Origin of the sequence: Rhodococcus sp. G-MC3 (assembly GCF_030063335.1) — a bacterium.
Lineage (GTDB): Bacteria > Actinomycetota > Actinomycetes > Mycobacteriales > Mycobacteriaceae > Rhodococcoides.
In genome coordinates this window covers 1-21,017 of the sequence record NZ_JASISW010000023.1, presented here as the reverse complement: position 1 = coordinate 21,017, position 21,017 = coordinate 1, and the positions used below count along the sequence as shown (strand labels likewise).

At 61.7% G+C, this 21,017-nt stretch carries 22 protein-coding genes; 10 read left to right on the top strand and 12 right to left on the bottom strand.

The genetic code is table 11. The annotated features are described in order from the left end of the window. Nucleotides 1-22: 22 nt before the first annotated feature. From QMK17_RS21425 to QMK17_RS21410, 4 genes are all read left to right on the top strand, one after another. Nucleotides 23-1,207 carry an NAD(P)H-binding protein gene (locus QMK17_RS21425; RefSeq protein WP_283511319.1) on the top strand — a complete coding sequence of 395 codons (1,185 nt, stop codon included), beginning with the start codon at nt 23-25 and terminating at the stop codon, nt 1,205-1,207. Next, nucleotides 1,207-1,917, top strand: a complete 711-nt coding sequence (locus tag QMK17_RS21420) for a CPBP family intramembrane glutamic endopeptidase (protein ID WP_283511318.1) — start codon at nt 1,207-1,209, stop codon at nt 1,915-1,917. Before QMK17_RS21425 ends, QMK17_RS21420 begins: the two co-directional genes overlap by 1 nt. 121 nt (nt 1,918-2,038) lie before the next feature. After that, entirely contained in the window at nt 2,039-2,476 is a 438-nt protein-coding gene (locus tag QMK17_RS21415) for an Lrp/AsnC family transcriptional regulator (RefSeq protein WP_283511317.1), read from the top strand. Further along, nucleotides 2,473-3,552, top strand: coding sequence for a lysylphosphatidylglycerol synthase transmembrane domain-containing protein (locus QMK17_RS21410; protein ID WP_283511316.1), 1,080 nt, complete (start codon nt 2,473-2,475; stop codon nt 3,550-3,552). Before QMK17_RS21415 ends, QMK17_RS21410 begins: the two co-directional genes overlap by 4 nt. Here QMK17_RS21410 and QMK17_RS21405 read toward each other — a convergent pair. Together QMK17_RS21405 and QMK17_RS21400 are read right to left on the bottom strand one after the other, a co-directional pair. After that, a complete protein-coding gene (locus QMK17_RS21405; protein WP_283511315.1) occupies nt 3,501-6,197 on the bottom strand; it encodes a molybdopterin-dependent oxidoreductase in 2,697 nt (898 codons plus the stop codon). The two genes, QMK17_RS21410 and QMK17_RS21405, sit on opposite strands and share 52 nt — an antisense overlap. Then, nucleotides 6,194-7,006: an FAD binding domain-containing protein gene (locus tag QMK17_RS21400; protein WP_283511314.1), complete on the bottom strand. Its 813-nt coding sequence runs from the start codon at nt 7,004-7,006 to the stop codon at nt 6,194-6,196. The genes QMK17_RS21405 and QMK17_RS21400 overlap by 4 nt, the downstream gene beginning before the upstream one ends. Before the next feature lie 140 nt (nt 7,007-7,146). Between QMK17_RS21400 and QMK17_RS21395 the strand changes: the two genes are divergently transcribed. Next, nucleotides 7,147-8,703 carry a PucR family transcriptional regulator gene (locus QMK17_RS21395; protein WP_283511313.1) on the top strand — a complete coding sequence of 519 codons (1,557 nt, stop codon included), beginning with the start codon at nt 7,147-7,149 and terminating at the stop codon, nt 8,701-8,703. 10 nt (nt 8,704-8,713) lie between these two features. After that, the gene (locus QMK17_RS21390; protein WP_283511312.1) at nt 8,714-9,343 is read left to right on the top strand and encodes a DUF2461 domain-containing protein; all 630 of its coding nucleotides are present in this window, start codon (nt 8,714-8,716) and stop codon (nt 9,341-9,343) included. Between the two features lie 13 nt (nt 9,344-9,356). Here QMK17_RS21390 and pucL read toward each other — a convergent pair whose 3' ends face one another. The 4 genes from pucL to uraD (QMK17_RS21370) are packed head-to-tail and all read right to left on the bottom strand — an operon-like array spanning nt 9,357 to nt 13,019. Continuing rightward, a complete protein-coding gene (pucL, locus tag QMK17_RS21385) occupies nt 9,357-10,277 on the bottom strand; it encodes a factor-independent urate hydroxylase (protein WP_283511311.1) in 921 nt (306 codons plus the stop codon). Nucleotide 10,278: 1 nt separating this feature from the next. Continuing rightward, nucleotides 10,279-10,605, bottom strand: coding sequence for a hydroxyisourate hydrolase (gene uraH, locus QMK17_RS21380; RefSeq protein WP_283511310.1), 327 nt, complete (start codon nt 10,603-10,605; stop codon nt 10,279-10,281). Next, on the bottom strand, nt 10,602-11,105 hold the full coding sequence (gene uraD / locus QMK17_RS21375) for a 2-oxo-4-hydroxy-4-carboxy-5-ureidoimidazoline decarboxylase (protein WP_283511309.1): 504 nt from the start codon (nt 11,103-11,105) through the stop codon (nt 10,602-10,604). The genes uraH and uraD (QMK17_RS21375) overlap by 4 nt, the downstream gene beginning before the upstream one ends. Nucleotides 11,106-11,114: 9 nt before the next feature. Beyond that, nucleotides 11,115-13,019: a 2-oxo-4-hydroxy-4-carboxy-5-ureidoimidazoline decarboxylase gene (gene uraD, locus QMK17_RS21370; RefSeq protein ID WP_283511308.1), complete on the bottom strand. Its 1,905-nt coding sequence runs from the start codon at nt 13,017-13,019 to the stop codon at nt 11,115-11,117. Nucleotides 13,020-13,184: 165 nt separating this feature from the next. Here uraD (QMK17_RS21370) and QMK17_RS21365 point away from each other — a divergent pair, with 165 nt between their 5' ends. Further along, nucleotides 13,185-13,763: a nucleotidyltransferase family protein gene (locus tag QMK17_RS21365; RefSeq protein WP_283511307.1), complete on the top strand. Its 579-nt coding sequence runs from the start codon at nt 13,185-13,187 to the stop codon at nt 13,761-13,763. A 68-nt stretch (nt 13,764-13,831) separates the two neighbouring features. Here QMK17_RS21365 and lepB read toward each other — a convergent pair whose 3' ends face one another. Further along, entirely contained in the window at nt 13,832-14,551 is a 720-nt protein-coding gene (lepB, locus tag QMK17_RS21360; RefSeq protein WP_283511306.1) for a signal peptidase I, read from the bottom strand. Nucleotides 14,552-14,642: 91 nt separating this feature from the next. Beyond that, nucleotides 14,643-15,605, bottom strand: coding sequence for a DUF2332 domain-containing protein (locus tag QMK17_RS21355; protein ID WP_283511305.1), 963 nt, complete (start codon nt 15,603-15,605; stop codon nt 14,643-14,645). 234 nt (nt 15,606-15,839) lie between these two features. Here QMK17_RS21355 and QMK17_RS21350 point away from each other — a divergent pair, with 234 nt between their 5' ends. Continuing rightward, nucleotides 15,840-16,154, top strand: coding sequence for a hypothetical protein (locus QMK17_RS21350; RefSeq protein WP_283511304.1), 315 nt, complete (start codon nt 15,840-15,842; stop codon nt 16,152-16,154). 216 nt (nt 16,155-16,370) lie between these two features. On the opposite strand, the gene QMK17_RS21345 is transcribed toward QMK17_RS21350, so the two are convergent. Continuing rightward, nucleotides 16,371-16,736 carry a GNAT family N-acetyltransferase gene (locus QMK17_RS21345; RefSeq protein ID WP_336620175.1) on the bottom strand — a complete coding sequence of 122 codons (366 nt, stop codon included), beginning with the start codon at nt 16,734-16,736 and terminating at the stop codon, nt 16,371-16,373. 177 nt (nt 16,737-16,913) lie between these two features. Between QMK17_RS21345 and QMK17_RS21340 the strand changes: the two genes are divergently transcribed. Then, nucleotides 16,914-17,219 carry a hypothetical protein gene (locus tag QMK17_RS21340; RefSeq protein ID WP_283511302.1) on the top strand — a complete coding sequence of 102 codons (306 nt, stop codon included), beginning with the start codon at nt 16,914-16,916 and terminating at the stop codon, nt 17,217-17,219. 19 nt (nt 17,220-17,238) lie between these two features. Here the strand turns inward: QMK17_RS21340 and QMK17_RS21335 are convergent, their stop codons facing one another. Next, nucleotides 17,239-18,048, bottom strand: a complete 810-nt coding sequence (locus QMK17_RS21335; protein ID WP_283511301.1) for an SDR family NAD(P)-dependent oxidoreductase — start codon at nt 18,046-18,048, stop codon at nt 17,239-17,241. 66 nt (nt 18,049-18,114) lie between these two features. Between QMK17_RS21335 and QMK17_RS21330 the strand changes: the two genes are divergently transcribed. Beyond that, on the top strand, nt 18,115-18,639 hold the full coding sequence (locus tag QMK17_RS21330; RefSeq protein ID WP_283511300.1) for a MarR family winged helix-turn-helix transcriptional regulator: 525 nt from the start codon (nt 18,115-18,117) through the stop codon (nt 18,637-18,639). 81 nt (nt 18,640-18,720) lie between these two features. Here QMK17_RS21330 and nhaA read toward each other — a convergent pair whose 3' ends face one another. Together nhaA and QMK17_RS21320 are read right to left on the bottom strand one after the other, a co-directional pair. Beyond that, nucleotides 18,721-20,031: a Na+/H+ antiporter NhaA gene (nhaA, locus tag QMK17_RS21325; RefSeq protein ID WP_283511379.1), complete on the bottom strand. Its 1,311-nt coding sequence runs from the start codon at nt 20,029-20,031 to the stop codon at nt 18,721-18,723. 141 nt (nt 20,032-20,172) lie between these two features. Next, nucleotides 20,173-20,865 carry a haloacid dehalogenase type II gene (locus QMK17_RS21320; RefSeq protein WP_283511299.1) on the bottom strand — a complete coding sequence of 231 codons (693 nt, stop codon included), beginning with the start codon at nt 20,863-20,865 and terminating at the stop codon, nt 20,173-20,175. Between the last annotated feature and the right edge of the window lie 152 nt (nt 20,866-21,017).

The window sequence follows — 21,017 nt, the reverse complement described above, 5'->3', positions numbered from 1 at the left end:
CGATGCCGTTAGCCTCGAAGACATGAACGTTCTCGTGACAGGCGCCAGCGGCTACATCGGTTCACGATTGGTCGCGGCACTGGTCGACGACGGCGACGAAGTCGTCGCCGCGTCCAGGCATCCGGATTCGCTGTCGGTGTTCGATTGGCACGACGAGGTGCGCACTGTTGCGCTCGACGCCCTCGACGAGAATTCGCTCGCAGCGGCGTTCGCATCGGCCGGTGATATCGACGTCGCGTACTACTTGGTCCACGCTATCGGGCAAGACGACTACCGTGAGCAGGACCGTCGGGGCGCCCGCCAGTTCGCGGCGGCTGCAGCGGAGGCAGGCGTTCGGCGCATCGTCTATCTGGGCGGTTTCGTGCCGACGGACGAGGAACTGTCGGAGCACCTGGCGAGCCGTGCCGATGTGGGAACGGCACTCGAAGTCGAGGGGATCGAACTGGTCTGGCTTCGCGCCGCGATCGTTCTCGGTGCTGGTTCTACGTCGTACGAGATGTTGCGTTATCTGGCCGACAGACTTCTCGTCCTACCGCTGCCCACCTGGCTGAGCCATCCGGTGCAGCCCATCGCGGTCGACGACGTGCTGTTCTATCTACTCGCTTCGCGGAAGACCGTGCCCGCCGGTGGTTACGACATTGCAGGTCCCGACATCGTCCCGTACCGCGACCTGCTGTTCGCTTACGTCGATGCGGCCGACCTCACGCGCATCGGAATTCCAACCCCTGGGGTACCGACAGGGCTAGCGGGCGTGGTCATAGGGAAGATCATTCCTATCCCCGACGCCCTGGCCGAGGATCTCGTCGGTTCGCTGCACAACACCATGACGGCCTCGGAACAGCGGATCGTCGACATTGCGGGCGAACCTCGAGGTGGTCGAACCTCGATCGAGTCCGCCATGGCGCGTAGCGTCCTCGGCTCCGTGGGAACGCCGCCGGGAGTGCGTTCGCTCAAGGATCCGTTGCGACTGGCGGCGACGGACGCCTCGTGGAGCGGCGGGGACGCGCTGGGCATTCGCCGCTACGGCGTGGCCGCCTCCTCGGGTGAGACCTGGAATCTGGTGGAATCACTCGGAGCTCGCACGCTGTTGTACTCGTGGCCGGTGGCTGCGGCGATACGCACGAACCTCGACTTCGTCGAGAGGGTTTCGGACAACGCAAGATCGGTGATACGACGGGTGTTCGGTGACGAGGAAGGGAAGTCTTGATGGCGATGTGGCAGACGAACGTGGTGGACGTCGTCCGGTCTGCACTGGTGGACAAGATCGATCGCGACCATCAGGAGACGGACAAAGCGTTTCTCCGGCGTCGCATCGTTGTCGGTGTCACCTTGGTCGTCGGCGCAATTCTGCTGGGAGTGTCGCTGTCGGTAAGCCCAGGTGACGGCGCGTTCTACCCGTTGACTCTCGGCCTTGCAGCGGCGTGGATCATCGGCGGATTCGCGTCGGGTCCCCTTCACCTCGGCAGAATCCGGTTCAACGGATCCATGCGGCGACCGATCATCACACCCATCCTTATCGGTCTGGCGGCAGGCGTGGTGTTCGTTCTCGGTGCTCTCGTCGTCCGCGAGATTCCGCCACTGGCAGACTTCACCGAAAACGTGCTGGCTCACGCCAGATTCGGTTCTCTGGCGCTTATCGTGTTCATCACACTGCTCAACGGAGTCGCGGAGGAGATTTTCTTCCGCGGTGCGTTGTTCGCGGCGATCGGCAGACGTAAGCCCGTGTTGATCTCCACGCTCGTCTACACGGTGGTCACTCTTGCGAGTGGTAATCCGATGCTGGCATTCGCGGCGATCACTCTCGGATTCGTCCTCGCACTGCAGCGTCGGGCGTCCGGCGGAATCCTCGCGCCGATGTTGACACATGTCGCCTGGTCGACAGTGATGGTGTTGGTGCTACCGCCGCTGTTCGTATGAGCCGGCCAGAGCGTCGTGTAGCGCGACCATGACGTCACTGGAAACATACTATTCCCCTCGTAGTGGGAATTGTTTGCTGTCCGATGGGCCGAAACTGCCCGGTCTGAGCTACATTGCGCAGGTGAGCGAAAACCTCGACCGGATCGACCGGTTGATCATCGACGAACTTGTCGCAGACGGGCGTGCCACGCTCGCCACTCTCGCCGAGAAGGCGAGTTTGTCGGTTTCAGCAGTCCAGTCGCGTGTGAGGCGTCTCGAGTCGCGCCACGTCATTCGTGGCTATACCGCCCAGGTCGACGCAGAAGCGATGGGTCGGCCGCTCTCCGCATTCGTCGCCATCACCCCGATCGATCCAGCGCAGCCGGACGACGCGCCTGCTCGGCTCCGACACATCTCGGCCATCGAATCGTGCTGTTCAGTGGCAGGTGCGGAGAGCTACGTACTGCTGGTTCGTGTCGAATCGCCGAGGGCGTTGGAGCACTTGCTGCAGGAGATACGGGCAACGGCCAATGTTCAGACCCGCAGCACCATCATTTTGCAGACCTTCTACGACCGATGACTCGATCTCGTGTCAGCAAGATTCTCTCCGCTGTCCTGTCGTACGGTGTGGTCGGGCTGGTTATGTGGCTGCTCTATCGCACCGTCGGCCATTCTGATGCGGTAGCCGACGCGCTGAGTTCGATTACCCTCGTGCAGGTTCTCGTCGTCTCGACACTCGGTCTTGTGTACCTCGCGTCCATGTTCCGTCCGATGCTCTACACGCTGCCTGGCTTGTCGATGAAACAGGCGGGCGTTGCCCGGACGGCGTCATTGGCGCTGGCCAATACTGTTCCCGAAGGCGGAACCGTTGCAACAGGTTTGACGTTCGCCCTCTATCGATCCTGGGGCTTCGGCGTCGCCGACAGCTCGACATCGATCATCGCGATCGGTATCTGGACCAATCTTTCGCGGTACGCGCTGATGGCGGTCGGGTTGGTCGTGCTCGTCGCGTTCGGTTCGGTGACCGGGTCGACGGTGTGGATAGCGATCGGCGCGTGTGTGATCGTGACGGCAGGCTGTCTGTCCATCGCGCTCGTGGTCACCCACGACGGTTTCGCCCGTCGAATCGGCCGTGTCCTCACACGGGTGCGACGCGCTCTGGCGAAGCGGATCAAGCGAGTCGAACCTCGCGATATGGAGCAGGTGGTCGCTGATTTCCGAGAGCACCTGCACACGCGGGTACGAAAGTGTTGGCGGTCGTTGACGGCGACGATGTTGCTGTCTCAGTTGCTCGGCGCTCTGGTCCTCGGTGTTGCAGTCCGAATGTCGGGGCTGAGCCAGGATCAGGTCGGGTGGGACCGCATCGTCGTGGCGTTCGGAGCCATGTGGCTTGCAGCCTTGGTGGCACCGACGCCAGGAGGCCTCGGTGTTGCGGAAGCTGCGCTCATCGCGGTACTCGGTGTCGGGCTGCCGGCCGATGCGCAGGCAAAACTTGTTGCCGCGGTGCTGTTGTACCGATTCGCGACGTGGTTCCTTCCCATTCCGCTCGGACTGATCTCGTATCTCTATTGGAGGCTTACCAAGAACTGGCGCGTGCCGCTCGGTCAAGCATCCAACGAGCGCCAGACCTTCTCCGAGGACATTGGCAACTCGTAGAGTCTGCTCCCGACAGCATCCTTGATTGCGTTCGCCAGTGCCGGTGCGACCGGATTGTATGGCGATTCGCTCATCGATTTGGCACCGAACGGTCCAAGTTGGTCGTAGGTGTCGGCGAAATACACCTCGGTACGGGGTATGTCCGCGTACTGCGGAACGTGGTAACTGCGAATGGAATCGGTGATCACAGTGCCGGCGCCATCTGTTCTGATCTCTTCGTACAGCGCGGATCCGATGCCCTGGGCCACTCCGCCTTCCACTTGCCCGCGGCATTGCTGGGGGTTCATCACCGTTCCGGCATCGGCGCTCTGGATGGACGCCAGAATGCGGACGGTGCCGGTGGACTCTTCCACCGCAACGCGGAATGCGTGGACATTGAACGCCAGCGATCGAGGAATGCCGCCGCTGTCACCCTTGGCTATCAGCGTTCCGCCTGCCGCGGCGAGAATGTCGGAGAATGAGACGAAGCGGTCGCCGCAGTGCACGCCTTCCGGGCCGAGTTCACACGAGCCAGCCGGGTAGTGGGATAGTGCCGAGGCAATCTCGAGGATACTCGCCGACAGCGATCGAGCGGCCGCGTACAGCGCCTTGCCCGCAACGACGGTACCTGCCGAACCGAAGGCGCCCGTATCGTATCCTGTTGCATCGGTGTCGGATTGCCGCACGACGATTCTTTCGGGCGAAGTCCGGAGTTCGGTAGCGGCGATCTGAGTGTGCACCGTGGTCGTCCCGTTGCCGAATTCGGCCGTTCCCACCCGTATCTCGTATCTGCCGTCCATCAGCAGTGCGATCGATGCCTCCGAGAAATGGCCACGAGGTGGGATGGTGGCGATCATCGCGACGGCCATGCCCTCGCCGACTTTCCACCCGTCGGGTGCCGACACGCCGGTGCCGGATCGAAGGGCGTGCTGCGCCAGGTCGAGACACTGGTCGAGGCCGTAGCTACCGTATTGCAGGTCCTCGCCCTCGACGTGCGCGGCCACCAGTGGGTCGCCGGGAACGACGACGTTGCGGCGACGGAACTCGAAGGGGTCGATGTCCATGTCGCGTGCCAGATCGTCCAGGGCGGACTCGACAGCGAAGATCACCTGACCCAGGCCGTACCCGCGGAAAGCTCCGGACGGAATATTGTTGGTGTACACAGATTTCGCATCGACGCGCTTGTTCGCGCACCGGTACACCGCCACCGATTCGCTGCAGCCGTGAAACATCACGCCTGGGCTGTGGTTTCCGTACGCACCGGCGTCGGTGACGACATCGATCGCCAGTGCGGTCAACGTTCCATCGGACGTTGCTGCTGCGGTGACGTCCACAATGAACGGGTGTCGGCACGGCGATACGGTGAATTCGTCTGTGCGAGTGAACTCGAACTGCACCGGTGACCCGGTCCGCAACACGGCCAGAGCGACGATGTCCTCCGTCAACAACTCCTGCTTACCGCCGAAACCGCCGCCGACGCGCGCCGTGAAGACCCTGACCTCTGAGCGATCGAGACCGAAGATCTCGCAAATCTCGTCGCGTACCAGAAAGGGGACCTGAGTGCTCGTGCGCAATGTAAGCCGCCCGGTCTCGTCGATCCATCCGATGGTGCCGTGGGTCTCGAGATGGACGTGCTGAATCCGTTGAGTTCGCCAACGGCCGGTGACGACCGAATCGGCCGACGCAACGGCGGCTGCGACATCACCTGTGCCACCGTGAAGTTCGGCGACGACGTTACGGGAGGGATCCCCGATTCTCGATTCGGGACCCTTGTCGCCGTGTACCAACGGTGCACCGGGAGATACGGCTTCCAAAGGGTCGAACACTGCGGGCAACACTCGGTACTCGACCACGAGCGCACGGCAGCCGGCCTCGGCGTCCGCCAGCGTTTCGCCGACCACAACCGCCACCCGCTGGCCCTTGAACCGCATGACGGTGTCGATGAGTCTGGTGTCGTCGGGATCATCCGCTCGCTGATCGTGCCGGGCGGTCGAGAACACTCTGTCGGGGCTGTCCGTGGACGTCAACACCACGCGCACACCTGGTATCGCCTCTGCTGCCGATGCATCGATCGAGACCACCTCGGCATGCGCATGTGGGCTGCCGAGCACACTCGCGTGGAGAAGGCCCGTCGGCGCGAAGTCGAGTGTGTACTGCTCGGTCCCGTTGACGATTCTCGTCGCAGCGGGGGCAGACAGCGATCGACCGGACGACGGCCCATCGGTTGGCTTCTCGGTGTTGACGACACCGTGCAGTGCGTCGTCGATCGAACGATATCCGGTGCAGCGACACAGATTTCCCTTGAGTTTCTGGGGCAGTTGCTCCATGTCGGTTTCGTCGAATGTCGATGCGGTGACGACCATCCCGGCGGTGCAGAACCCGCACTGAAAGCCACCGGCCTCGACGAATCGGCGCTGCATCGGATGCAGATTCTCTGGGGTGCCCAGGCCGGCAACGGTCACGACCTCGCGCCCGGCGGCGCGGAACGCAGGGAAGATGCAGGAGTGCACCGGTTCTCCGTCGACAAGGACCGAGCACGCACCGCAGTCACCGGCATCGCAGCCCTTCTTCACCTCGAAGTGTGCGTGCTCGCGCAGCATCGTTCGAAGACACTGACCTGGGCGCGGGGAGCAGATGGTTTCGGTTCCGTTGATTGCGACCTTCATGTCAACTCCTCGAGTATCTCGCGCGCCGAACGAATGCTGATGTGCCGTCGCCAGTCGGGAGCGCCATGTGGATCGTCGTACCATGCTGTGTCCGGGATCGCTTCAGCCAGTGCTGTATCCAACGCGTTCGGAGAAGGCGGCGTCGGGAAGTCCAGGACATACGGCCTCGCGGTCGACGCCGAGACGGACAAGACGAAACGGCCATCGACGTCGACGCGCCCGATGACAACCGACGCCGAGCGCCCGAGCGGCGACAGTGCAAGCTTTCGAAACGCCGTGCGCGCAGCGAGCGCATGGGCGGGCAGACGGATATTTCGCACGACGTCCCCAGGGCGAAGCGCATTGACGTGTGGGCCGGTCACGAGATCGACCACAGGAATGTCGTAGTCGGTGCCGTCGGCGGACCAGACCCGCGCGACCCCGTCGAGTGCGGTGGTCAGTGAGGTCATCGCTCCGGCAGGGAGTGCCAGGCAGATGTTGCCGCCGACGGTGGCCACTTTCCAGATCTTGAACGACGCGAGCAAAGCGGTAGCGCACTGCTCGAACAATGCGGTCGCAGGCCAGTTTCGGTCGAATGTCGCCCGCGACAACTGCTCAACGGTGCACGTCGCGGCGATGTCGAGACCTTCGTCGTCGTCGGTGAGCGGGACCCAACCGAGAGCGGTTACATCAACCAGGGTGCGCAGATGATCTTGCTTCTCGGACAACAACCACGTTCCGCCGGCGATAACGGCCGTATCGGGCCGGCCAGGGGGCAGGTCGGCCCTGTCGTCAGGAATCACCACGTCTTCGATCGTTCCCAGGTCCACCGTTCACCGCCTTCGTTACTCGAACTCTAGTGAACATCTGTTACGGCGGAGGCGTACTGATGCGATACGACGGAAACGCATCCGAAACACCACCCGTTTACTGTCCGTTCGTACAAACGCGCAGGCAGCAAGGGGGATACGTGCAGGTCAAGGACTTGCTCGACATAGCGGACTTCGGGATTCGGATGTTGACGAGCGACCCCGCCGCACTGGAACGGACGGTCAGGTGGACATTCACCACCGATCTTCCCGATCCTTCCCGCTACATCGCCGGCGGCGAACTCGTCATCACCGGACTGATGTGGAGGCACTGCGCTGCCGACTCGGCAATTTTCGTTCAGGCTGTGTTCGACTCGGGCGCTGCTGCACTGGCAGCGGGGGAGGGGCTTCTCGGCCACATTCCGGACGACCTCGTCGAGGCGTGTGAGCGACATGGTCTGCCGTTGCTCGCAATCCCGGATTCGGTGTCATTCAACGAAGTCACCGAATTTCTGGTCGGACGGGTGTCCGGCGACCGTATCGCCGCGTTGAACTCCAGCCTGACACGCCAGCGGCAGCTGCTGACCGCGATTGCCGAAGGTCGAGCCCTCGACGAACTTGCTCTGCACACAACCCGTGAGACTGGAATGCAGTGCTTGATTTTCACGGCCACCGGGCGCCGACTGGTCGTCGAGGCCCACCCATTCTCCGATGCCGACGTCGATTCCCTCACTCACCGAGCGTTGTCCGCGGAGAGGCTGCCGGCGACAGTGACCCTCGACGGTGGACGCACGTACAGCATCTTTGGAATCGGAGCGTCACTCTCGACCCGTGCGATGCGCTGGTTTGTCGCGGTAGCAGGAGATTTCGAGGCCTTCGATCCCTCCATTGCCGATGCATTCGGCCAACTCGCCTCGATCGCTGCGCTCGACCGCGCCCGACGCGAGGAGGGAAGGCTCGTACGTCGTGAAATCGCCGATCAAGCGGTGCACCTTCTCGAAGAAGACTGGTCGAAGGCAGAAACCCTCGTCCGCCTTCGTCAGGCAGGAGTGGATCCCGACCATCCTATCGTGGTGATCAGTGCGTCGTTCGTCGGGCGCGGTGATATGCGCGAACTGCTGCGCACGGTCCTGTCGGACACACTGACCTCGTTCGGCGGTGGATGTGTCGGTGGCGGAAGCAAAGGGGACGTCGTCGGGATCGTCGCAACCAAGGGCGTCGACATCGTGCCGATCCTTCGAACGCGGCTGCGCCGTCTCGCGCCCGGTATCGGCCGCAGCAGGCTCGTCGTCGGCGTCAGTTCGGAGGTGACCGGCACTGCACTAGAGGGTGCAATTCATGCGGCGCGGCATGCGTCTACCGTCGCGTTGTCGAGTGATCGACAGGTTGCCGTGGTGGCGGCAGGTGACTTGCACTCTGCACTGTCGCTGGTGTCGATTCTCCCGGATCGCGTGCGTCGCGAATACACGCAGAGGGTGCTCGGGCCTCTTCTCGACTACAACACGGACAGTGGACTCGTCGAGACGCTGCGAGAGTTCCTTGCACACGGCGGATCCTGGAACCGGACCGCCGAAGTGCTGCACGTCCATCTGAACACGGTCCGCTACCGAATCAAACGGATCGAGGAGCTTCTCGGTCGAGATCTCGGTTCCACTGCTGACCGTCTCGACGTCTTCCTGGCCTTGCAGTCCATCGGTCCGGCCGATACGCGCGCCTAGAATCGAGCCCATGGCTTTCACCGGAATTCCCTTCGCCGCACTCGACTTCTACGAGGATCTCGAAGCGGACAACAGCAAAGTGTGGTGGAACGCGCACAAGGACGTGTACGACGAGGCAGTCAAAGTGCCGATGACCGCGCTGGTGGCCGAGCTGGAACCCACATTCGGTGCGGCGAAACTGTTTCGTCCCTACCGCGACGTCCGATTCTCGAAGGACAAGACTCCATACAAGGCGCACCAGGGTGCATTCGTGGCCAGAGGACCGAGTCTGGGGTTCTACGTACAGATCGACCCAGCCGGATTGTTCGTCGCCGGCGGATTCTACGGCGCCACCACCGAGGGCATCGCACTGTTCCGTGCGGCGGTCGACAACGAGGTCCGCGGCGCCGAGCTCGAGGGTATCGTCGCGGCCATGGCCAAAGCAGGCTTCGCGATCGGCGGCGATCAGCTCAAGACCAAACCTCGCGGGTACGAGGTGGATCACCCACGGATCGACCTGTTGCGGCACAAGTCCTTGACCGTCAGCAAGCATTTCGGTTCGCCGAAGTGGCTGGAGACGCCGAAAGCTGCTGTGTACGTGCGGGACACCTGGAATTCGATGACCCCATTGGTGGAGTGGGCCGAGCAGGTATTGCGCTGATTCTGCGCCGGGCCTACCCGACCACCGAATAGTTTCGCCACGCACTGCCGCTGTCGGGCGCGTCCTCGCGCTCGATGGTCGCCTGGATCAGGCCGTAGGGACGGTCGTCGGCGTTGAACACCTCGCCCACGTTCTCGACTCCGAAGCGGCCGGTGTCGTAGAGGAAATGGTGCTTGTTCGGTGCAGAGAGTCGAATTTCGGCGATGAACGGGTACTTCATCAGCACAGCCTCACCCATCGCATACAGCGTCTGCTGCAGCGCGAGTGACTGCAGATTGGCGAATCGCTCCACCATGGCGGCCTTCGCCCCGGCGTAGACATCGTCCCAGTCGACGTCTGTCTTGGTGTAGCGCCACTGCGCGGTCAACGAAGTCGCCATCACACGGTCGTGTGTCGGTTCGAGCACGGTGAGTTCGTCCTCGAGAAATCCGGCGAACTCGGACCCGGTCGACTTGAGGATGATCATCTCCTTGAAGCCACTGACGACCCAGGTCTTCTGGTGCTCACCGTTGCCCTCGACGGTCACCGCCGACGTCCTGATCTCCTCGCCCTTGCGGGTCCAGGTGTGATCGTGTTCGGTGCCGTCGATGACGACGCGTTGCCACGCGTACTCTTCCAACTCGATGCGCGCACCTTCGACGGGTCCCACGTCGTCGACGTAGTGCCGTGCGAGATCGAGTCCGTAACTCTCGATGTGCAGCAGGCCTTTTGACTTCGCATACGTGTAAGCCGTCTGCTTTTGTGTATCCGTGGGCAGGACGTTCGATTGGTCGCCGACGAGGTGTGCGAGGGAGAAGTCGCCGCGAAGAGCGCTGGAGACGTTGATGTCGTGGATCTCGTGACGGGGAGTGTCGCGGTAGATGCGGACGACACGATTCTCCGCCTTGCCGTACTGGTTGGCCCCCAGGACGATCTTGCCGTTCAGGTCGGTCATGTCAGCTCCCGCGATAGGTGGAGTAGGCGAACGGGGACAACAGCAATGGAACGTGATAGTGCGCGCGGGGGTCGGTGACGTTGAACGAGATCGACACCTCCGGATAAAACGTTGGTGTGCCGAGCACCTCGAAATAGCTGCCGGTGTCGAAGGACAAGCGATACTTACCCTCCGCCAGCGGTGCGGGAAGAAGTTCGGGTACTCGTCCGTCGGCATCGGTCGCGGCAGTGGCGACCTCACCCTCGGTGTCGTGGAACAGGGACACACGAATTCCGACGGCCGGGGTGCCGCTCACCGCATCGAGGACGTGTGTGCTGAGCCCGCTCATTCCTCCGGCCCCAACATGCGGTTGAGTCGAATTCTGTTGATCTTGGCCAGTTCCACGCGCAGCACCCGTCGCTCGGTTTCGGGGTCGTTCCCCAGTCTCTCCTCGAGAATAGCGAGGAGCTCCGCTGCCGACCTTCCGGTCGCGCAGACGAGGTAAACGTGGCCGAACTGTTCCTCGTACTTTCGGTTTGCATCGGCCAGGGCGTCGAGTACGTCCGACCCTGCGCTCTGCACGGCTGCCTGCTCGCGCTGCGACGACAGACTATCGGCTCGGCCGCCGATTCTCGGGTGCCCGTCGAGTGCCTCGTCGATCTCCGTCTCCGGTAGTTCGGCGAGAACTCGATCAGCTCTGTCCAGTAGCTGGTCTCGGGTTTCGAACGGCCGACTGCCTGCGACGCGGCGCGCCCAGATCGAGGACGAGCAACACTCGAACACAGCGTGCATCGACTGTCGATCCGACAGTCTGTTGAAGCCGTCGAGCCCTATCCATTCGTGTAACAATGCATCTCGCTATCTGTACTCGGCCAGTCGACCGAAGCGGGCCGCCGCGATGGGGTTGGCGTCCGCGACGAGGTCGTCGAAGCGGTAGTTCGCGATCTTGGCGATCTCGATCATTGCAAACGACCGCTCGGCCGCTGTTGCATTCTCGATTCTGGACCAGCCGTTGGCTAGGACACGGTCGTAGCGTTCGGTTTCGCGGGCGCAGATCACGAGTGGGAATCCGAAATGATCGCGGTACTCGGTCGCGAGTTGAACGATATTCTCGTGCTCGTCCTCTTCGAGATTGGACAAGCCGGTGTGATCGGTCGCGTGCAGGGTTCCGGTCGCATCTTCGCTGCCGAGGTCCGGGTAGCTGTTGATGAGCTCGAGCTGATCCTCGGTGGTGCCCGCCAGCAGAGATTCCTGGAAGGCCTCGCGCAGACTGTGCGCATCTTTGAACGGCGCCTGCTGGTAAGCCCGCTCGACCACCCACGGTGTGCCTTGGACGAGACCACCGAACGTGGCCGCGAATTCGTCCGGAGTCATGGCATTGACCTTGTCGAGCGTGATACCTCTACCCGGACCACCCGCCACTGCCTGGCCGCGATTACCGATATGGAAGAACAGGACGTTGAGCACGATCGCGGTGACGGCGCCCAGCACGATACCGCTGCCGAACAGCATCTCGAGCCAATCGGGCACCCCCTGGGAGACGGTCGGCTGGATGGTGACCAGCATCGCAAGGCCGAGGCTTGTCGCCACAATGATGAGGTTGCGGTGATCGGTGAAATCGACCTTGGAGAGGGTCTGGATTCCGACGACGGCGACGGTCGCGAACAGAGCAAGTGCTGCGCCGCCCAATACGGGAGGCGGGATCGAGGCGACGACTGCGGCAGTCTTCGGCAGGAGGCCGAGCAGGATCATGATGCCGCCGGCCGTCGCGACGACCCAACGACTGCGGACGCCAGTGAGTCTGACGAGTCCGACATTCTCCGAGAATGCGGTGTAAGGAAACGAATTGAACGTTCCGCCGATGACCGTGGCGACGCCGTCCGCTCGCAATGTTGCGGCGATGTCGTCTTTCTTGATGCGTTTGCCGACGATTTCACCGGTGGCGTACACGCTGCCGGTGGTCTCGACCGCGATTATCAGCATGACTACGATCATCGAAATGATGGCGACGACACTGAACTTGGGAACACCGAACAGGAACGGCTGGGTGAACCCGACCCATGATGCGTCGCCGGTACCGTCGAAGCTCATGTCGCCCAAGACAAATGCTACGGCGCTGCCAATGACCAGACCGAGGAGCACAGCAATAGTCGCCATGAAGCCTTTGAAGAAGCGTTGAATGAGCACAATGATCAGCAACGTCCCGATGGCATAGGCCATCCAGCGTCCGTTGGTCGGATCCTGTTCGTGCGTAGCCGGATTGGTGACGGCATCGTTCACCGCAACGGGGAGCAATGCGACGCCGATGATGGTGATGACGGTGCCTGTCACGACCGGTGGGAAGAATCTGAGCAGCTTGCTGAAGTAAGGAGCCATGAAGAATGTGACGAGCCCCGCAACGATGACCGCTCCGTAGACGTACAGCAACCCCTCGGTGCCGCCTCCGTTGGCCATGGCGATTGCGATCACCGGCGACACGCCGGCAAAGGTCACACCCTGCAGCAGCGGAAGACGTACACCGATCTTCCAGATGCCGACGGACTGAATGATCGACGCGATTCCACAGGTGAACAGGTCGGCGTTGATCAGATGGATCAGCTGCTCGTTGGTTAGTCCGATGGCGCTGCCGATGATGATCGGGACCAGCACTGCTCCTGCGTAGAACGCCACGACGTGCTGGAAACCGTACGCAGCAAGCTTCGGAATCGGCAGCACTTCGTCGACCGGATGGACTCTACGACGCTTGATCGGTAGGACGGACATGAAGGCACCTCGTGGTAGCAACAGGGCATGAATTCCTGCGACGCTGCAGGAGAAGTGATACCAGAATCGGCTATTGCGGGGTTTGCCGCGAGTCGAGACGGCACAATATTCTTCACGGCTACATGGCGAGTGTTGTGCGAACATCCAAAAATTGGAGGGTGCCAGGTGAGCGAAGACGTCATCGGTGTGCTGTTGGCGGCCGGTGCGGGATCTCGGTACGGCTCACCCAAGGTCCTCGCTCACGGCGGCGAATGGCTGGCCGTCGCCGTTCGTGCGTTGCTCGACGGAGGATGCACTGAAGTTCTCGTGGTGCTCGGCGCGGCGGATGCCGTCATGCCTGCTGGGGCACGCGCACTACATGCTGGCGAGTGGGCCACCGGAATGAGCGCATCGTTGAACGTTGGACTCGCGGCCGCGGGAGATTCGGCGTTTGCCGTCGTGCATGTGGTGGACACCCCGGATGTGGGTGCCGATGTGGTGCGTGCGGTGCTGAGCGCGGCTCGTGATTCCGCGTCCGGAATTGCGCGCGCCGTGTTCGCCGGTTCCCCCGGTCACCCAGTCGTGTTCGCCCGCGAGCACTGGAAAGAGGTGATGGCGACATCCACGGGCGACAAGGGCGCACGCGACTTCCTCCGTGCTCGGTCCGATGTCGTCGCAGTTGAGTGCTCGGAGCTGGCGACGGGTGTGGACCACGACTATCGAGAGTCTCCGGGGCCCGGTGCCGAGCACGTCGAGCTGACCTGAGCTGCATATGAACATCGTGACCGGGAACTACACCGTATTTTGCGAGATGAGCTCTTCAGTAAACCAACTCATTGTTGTATATCGGGGGAATCGATCGTCCCCCAGCGCGATGGAGGCAACACAATGAGTCGTGCCTGCCCAACGACGTCACTGATGGGAACGGTCCCAGTGTATTCGTCGGCCACATGTGCTCGTGAGTCTGCCGAGTGATTGCGATTGTCGCCCATCATCCACAGGTTGCCGTCGGGCACAGTGATCGGGCCGAAGCATCGAGCGGATGCCGGGACCGTCGTGCAGTCGAGTGTGCCTGCGGCAAAAAGGAAGTCCATGGTGATGTAGGGCTCGTCGAGGGATCGGCCGTCTACCTGTACACGTCCGCGCTCATCGCAGCACTTCACTGTCTGCTTTGCCGTCGCGATGATTCGCTTGACGAGGTCGTTCTCGTTCGGTGCGACGACTCCGACGAATGAGCCGACGCTTTCGAGCGCGCGCATCACCCCGTTGTCGGACCTGGCGGAGGTGTAACCCACGTCCCACGACGACGTGGGTGATCGGAACACTACGACCTCACCGGGTTGTGGGTCTGCGAACCTGAAACCGACCTTGTCGACGACGATGCGATCCCCGGTGCATCCCGCGCAGCCGTGCAAAGTCGGTTCCATCGACTCCGAGGGAATGAGATACACCCTGCCGATAAATGTCTGAAGCACGAAGCTGAGCAACAGTGCCACCACCACGAGGACGATCAATTCGCGAAGACGCGACAACGACCTTCGTTGCGACTGCACGACAACAACTCCCAACTGTTCATCGATACGACCGTGGTCGACGGATCCAACCGACCGAACGGTACCATTGCGGCATGGGCGGATTCGCAAGTCACGAGAACCATTCGAGGAATTGACCGTGTCCTCCGGCGAGAGCGCAGGGCTCCCCATCGAGCGATAGGACGAACTTGCCACGTGATCGAGCAGGGTCGGTTGCAAGTTTTCGGTCGATTCCCGGTAGTACGCCGATACCTTCGTTCGAAATCCACCGGCAGTGCAGGTCAGACACTATGTCGACGAAAGTCGCTCTGGCCGTTGGGTCCACATAGTTTAGTACAGCATTGTGAAACACTACGACGGTCACATCTGTTGGAGCATCCTCGACCAGCGCCGCGATAGTCGTACCGAGATCGCCACGAACCAGCTTGGGTGGGTCGCTGCGCGCGATCTCGGCGGCAGCGAGCAATCGTCGGAGGCGGTGCTCCTGATCAGGCCATACGAGGCTGCTCAGCCATCCCATGTGGTCCTCGTCGAAAACGTCGAGCGGATTCAGGTCGATTCCGGCGCGATACTCCACGGTCGGAAGGTGATCAGGAATGGGCGGCGAACCTGTGGTGGTGCACTTCAGTAATACCGACGATGGACCGTTCTCGGGGTCGATTCGATGCTCGCCGTCGTACAGGTAGCTGAACCGGTCGGGGTAGAGGCACAGACCGGCCGATGCGCCGACTTCGACGAGAGCGAGGGGCCCCTCGATCGACGCGAGCAACGGCAAGATGAGCGCGGCTCTACCCGGCTCGTTCGTTTGTGTCGTCCTCGTTCGGGCAAGATGCTCGATCTGGGACCAGTTTCGAACGAACCAATGCCTGAACTCCGCATAAGAACCCATCGGGGCACCGAGGTGTCTGCTGGCCCCGAGTACCAGGTTGGGTTGGCGTCTGGGTTCGGGAAGGCGCTCGATCAGGTCGAGAAGTTCGGCATCTGTGGACACGCCGAGGGCCAGCTTCTCATAGGTTGTCGAATTACCCCGAGCTTCGATCTCGCCGAAAGACTTGTACTTCGATGACGTAAGCACTGTCCATTCCTACTTCAGTCCTGTCGTGTCGGCAAGATGCGGGCGGGCTGGGGCAGCACCCGTGATCGACCTTTGCCCCGCAGACGAGGACGATTGCGCAGAAACGAATCTCGCACTACGCAGCTACTACAGACGCTGCGGTTTCACGGAGTTCGGCAGGCGCGACTTCGACGACGAGTGGTTCAGCGTCATCTTGTTCGAGAAAAGGCTGGGTTCCGAGTGATTGTCAGCGTCGTGAAAGGTCCACCGCATCGCCGTATTTCAGACACTGTCACCGAGCGAGGCGACGGCACGATCCAACCACTCCGCCATGAGCTGGCGTCGGTACCCGCCGACGGGCCAGTGTCGTGGACGGCCCGCGAGGATGCGGCAGAGGCGGCGGCTCTGATCCTCGAATCCGGCGGTCCGTACGACGGTCCCCTCACCATCATGGCAGGGGCAGCGCCCACTTTCTCCGAAGTGGCCGCCATCGCGTCCCGCTGCTCGGCGAGTTGCTCGGTCGGCAACCCCGTTCCGTGCGTGATGCTCTGGCCCATTCTTCGACACTGATCAAAATAGTGGGCGTAGCGGCCCAATTGCCCGATTTTGGCACGGGATCCCGTGTGAAATGGGCGTAATGGGGTCACCAGGCCCAGTGATGCAGAGAAGGAGTGAGCGGGCCGACCCGAGTTGAAATGGGTGCGCCTGTGCTCGCGCCGTGACAGAGGTGCCCAATTACAAGTGGCGGCTGGAAATCCGCGTCTTGGCGCGCAACGCGAACGCGTTTCACTCGGGTAGGCGGAGTTCGTACCAACGATCCGAGTAGGCGGACTCGCTGAACGGTTCGACGCGTCGATAACCGCGATGTTCGTACAGGCAGCAGGCTTCCACGAGATCGGATCTGGTATCGAGTCGAGCGATCGACAGCCCCGCATCGACCGCGACGCGCTCCAAGTGCTCGAGAAGAGATGATGCGACGCCTCGGCCTCGCGTCGATTGCAGCGTGAACACCTTGGTCAATTCTGCGATTCGACTATCTATGAAGCGTAGGCCACCGGTTCCGACGGGGACGTTGTCGAGGTAGGCCACAGCGAAGTACCCGTCAGGTTTGTCGAGGCCCTCGGACGGTTCCTCGAGAAGCGCTTGCGCCACTTCGTCATTCTCGGCGGGACGTCCGTACCATCGAGTGGCGACCTCCCTCATGTACGCGTGGATCAGAGCGTTCGCCTCGGGGGCTTCGGAGACGTTTGTCGAATGTGCACGGTCACGACGGCCATTCTCCTTCGGGCCGTTCGGTTAGCGTGTAACCCACGAGAGAAAGAGCGAACAATGGCGGTTGGTGTCCGTAGTACCTGTGTCACGGTCAAGCCCGCCTGGATCAACGGCTGGTTCCACGTGCTGTTCACCAAGCCCGCTCTCGACGTCGATGGGCGCGGGCATGAACTGCGGTGGGGCGTGAACTACATCGACATACCGCTGGATGCGCGCACTATCGGGGTGTATTTCCACTATCGAGGACGACCGCAGCAACGCCTCGGGCTCACCGAGACGGTGCGCGATATGCACGATGGAGGCCGGTTGTTTGCCCGGCTCGGTGTGCGGAACTCGGCGCATTTCCACATAACCGTGTCTTGAGAATTCAACTGCAGGTGGGTCACTCGAATCGAGTGGCTGCCGCGAGTGCCTCCCATTGGTCGATCTCATCGAGCTGATTGCGGAGTTTTGTGCGGATCCGCGTGATTGCCTCCGGGCCCAGTGGAAGGCGCAGCGGCGGGTGGGCGGAGGTGACAGCTTTTATGATTGCCTCGGCCGCCAGCGTGGGATCGTTCGGTTGGCGGCCGTCCTGATCGCGAAATGCGGCGCGAAGGACTCCTCCTGGGGTGTCGGTGTAGTCGGTCAGTGCCTCGGTCGTGTCGAGTGATCGACCCGCGAACTCGGTGCGAAATGGTCCCGGTTCGACGATGGTGACGCCGATCCCGAAGCCTGCGACCTCCCCAGCCAGGGCCTCGGACATCCCCTCGAGTGCGAACTTCGAGGTGGCGTAGGCGGCGTGCCCCGGGTTGCCGACGATCCCGCCGACTGAGGACATCTGGACGAAATGACCGCCGCCCTGTCTGCGGAAATGGGGTAAGACCTCTCGTGTCACGCGCCATACGCCGAACAGATTGGTCTCCAAGAGGTCGCGCAACGAGTCATCGGACACCTCCTCCGTAACACCGACGAGTCCGTGGCCTGCGTTGTTGACCACGAAATCGATCCGGCCATGCGCCTCGATCGCACTCGATACGGCATGCCGGACCGATTCGGGGTCGGTGACGTCCAAATGAAAGCGATGTGCGAAATCTTTGACGCCGTCGATGTTTCGGGCCGTCGCGATGGCTATGTCTCCGCGAAGAGTCGCGGCATGCGCAAGTGCACGCCCGAACCCTGAGCTTGCACCGGTGATCAACCAGACCTTGGGCATGTAGTCCTCCTGGTATCTTGAGCCTCAAGATTAATATACCTTGAAACTCAAGATAAAGGAGCGGACGTGGATTCGGTATCTCGAGATATGACGAAGTGGATGGCGCAGATGCCGCCCGCCGATCGAGGTGTAGAAGAACTGCGTCAACGGATCGGTAGGATGTCACGCTTGTTCGACGGGCTTCTCGACCACCTCGCCGAAGAGCATCACATCAGTCGCGCAGATTGGGCAGCGTTGTCGGTCATCATTCGCAGCGACGAACCCTGCACCCCGACGGAACTCGCACGAACGCTCGAACTCACGTCAGGCACGGTGAGTACCCGAATCAAACGTCTGACCGAGGCCGGTCTCATCGAGGGTGCGGGCGACGGCACGGATGCGCGCAGTCGGCCGATCAGAGCAACGGCCTCCGGCCACAAGACCTGGGCGTCGGCGACGAGTGCGAGAACTGACGAAGAGGCATCCGTCGTTCGGTCTGCACTTACCAACGCGCAACTGACAGCGGTCAACCAACGGCTTGCGTCGATTCTGGAAGCGCTGGAGGTGCAGTTCGGCACTGTTGGGCGCCACGATATTCCCCGTCCGGAGTGAATCGCTCTATCAAGAGGGAAAATGCTCGAACTGATGGAACAGGCACACAGCGCTCGAAATGATAACGAATGTGCCTAGCGCTCAGGAATGCTCGCCCTGGTACACGTCGGGAATGCCGTCGTGATCGTCGTCGCGCGTCTCGTCCTCGTAGATTTTCTTGTACGCCCGGTTCCGGGCTCGCAGCAATGCCGAGGCCAATAGTGCAGCGAGAATGGAGCCTGCCAGAACGCCGATCTTCACGTGGTCGTCGCGTTCCGTTCCGGGTCCGAACGCGAGATCCCCGATCAGAAGGGAGACGGTGAACCCAATTCCCGCGAGCATCGAAATCCCGACGACGTCGATCCATTTGACGGTGCTGTCAAGAGAGGCTTTGGTGAACTTGGACAGCACGAATGTCGTGCCGAAAATTCCTACGGTCTTACCGATCAACAGTCCGGCGATTATTCCGAGCGCTACTGGGTCGGTCAAGGCACTTGTCAGTCCGCTGAACCCGCCAACGGTCACGCCAGCGGCGCAGAACGCGAACAGCGGGATTGCTATGCCTGCGGAGAGAGGTCGGATGCGGTGTTCGAAGTGCTCCGCCATACCTGGCCCTGCATCCGGGCCGCCTGCCGCTCGGCTGCGGATGACCGGCACTGCGAATCCGAGCAGAACTCCGGCGACGGTGGCGTGGATGCCAGACTCGTGCACCAAGCCCCACGTGATGACGGCGAGGGGGATGAGGATCCACCACGACCGGATTCGCTTCTGAACAGCAACGGTGAACAAGACCAACGGAATCACAGCAAGCGCAAGAGCCGCGAAATTGACCTCGTCGGTGTAGAAGATCGCGATGACCGTGATGGCAAGCAGGTCGTCGACGACGGCGAGAGTCAGAAGGAACGTCCGCAGTGCCGTCGGGAGATGCGTGCCGATCACCGCGAGAATTGCCACCGCGAATGCGATGTCGGTCGCGGTGGGAATTGCCCAGCCCTGCAACGCTCCGTCGCCGGTATTCCGATTGACCAGTACGAAAATGATTGCCGGAAGTACCATTCCGCCTATCGCCGCTGCAATAGGGAGAGCTGCACGTGCGGGATCACGCAAATCGCCTGCGACGAATTCGCGCTTCAGTTCCAGACCCACGACGAAGAAAAAGATTGCGAGCAATCCGTCGGCTGCCCATGTCGACACCGTCAGATCCAGGTGCAGTACCGACGGACCTATCGAGGCGTCCATCAGGTTCTCGTAGCTGTCCGAGATCGGCGAATTTGCCCAGACGAGCGCGACTACTGCGGCGATGAGCAACAGAATTCCGCCTACGGTTTCTTTGCGGAGGATGGCTGCTATCCGGTCGGCTTCGGACCAGGATCCGCGGGAAAACAGTGGACGTCGAGTCGATGATGTCGGCATCGGGACCTTTCGGGTCGGTCGTTGCCCGAGTTGCTCAGTGGCGGCAACTTTCGGGCATGGTCGATTCATGCCGACCAGACTTCCCGGCGCACCGAAGACCAATTGTAGCGACTATGGCCGCCCATGCGTAATCGAGAGGAGTCAGCACCCCAACGCAACGGCGAGTTCGATGATCGAGGTGACGCTGTAGCTCCACTCTGATTCTGCCGACAGATCGATTGTCTGGCCTTGTCCATGTTCACGAGGCCGACAGACGAACGAGGTCTGGAATCCGCACTCACGTGCGGCGGCCAGATCGCTGTTGTGCGCCGCAACAAGCATGCACTGCTCCGGTTGCAGGCCGAGGACGTCGGCGGTGCGCAGGTAGGCTTCGGGAGCTGGTTTGTAGGCGCGTACGGGTTCGGCCCCGAGAATCGCATCCCACGGGATACCGGCGTTCTTCGCCATGTCCAGCAGCAACGAGATGTTGCCGTTCGACAGGGGAGCGACGATATATGTCGACTTCAGTCGCACGATTCCTTCGACCGAATCAGGCCATGGTGTCAGGCGGTGCCACGCCAGGTTGAGGTCAGCAATGGCAGGTTCGGGCAGCTGAACCTCGAACTCCGACAGGACGGTCCGCAGACTTTCCAGATGCAAGACATCGAGCCGGGTGAATTCCCGTGCACCGGACCGAACCTGTTGCATCGCAGGCTGATACAAACTCCGCCAGCTGTCCGCGAACGCATGTGAGTCCACCGTGGACGGAAGGACAGCTGCGCACTCGGCAGCGACGCTCGAACGCCAGTCCACCACAGTTCCGAATACGTCGAACAGCAGTGCCTTCGCCTCCATCAGCGGTCTCGTCGGCGCGAGCGGTCTGATCGGCCCAAGGATTTCGGACAGTGGACCCGCTTAGAATAGGAATCTACTGAAATGAGTCCGACCAGCATGAGCAGATCTCGGCGATCGTTCTCGGCAGAGTTCAAAGATGAACTGTGCCGAGA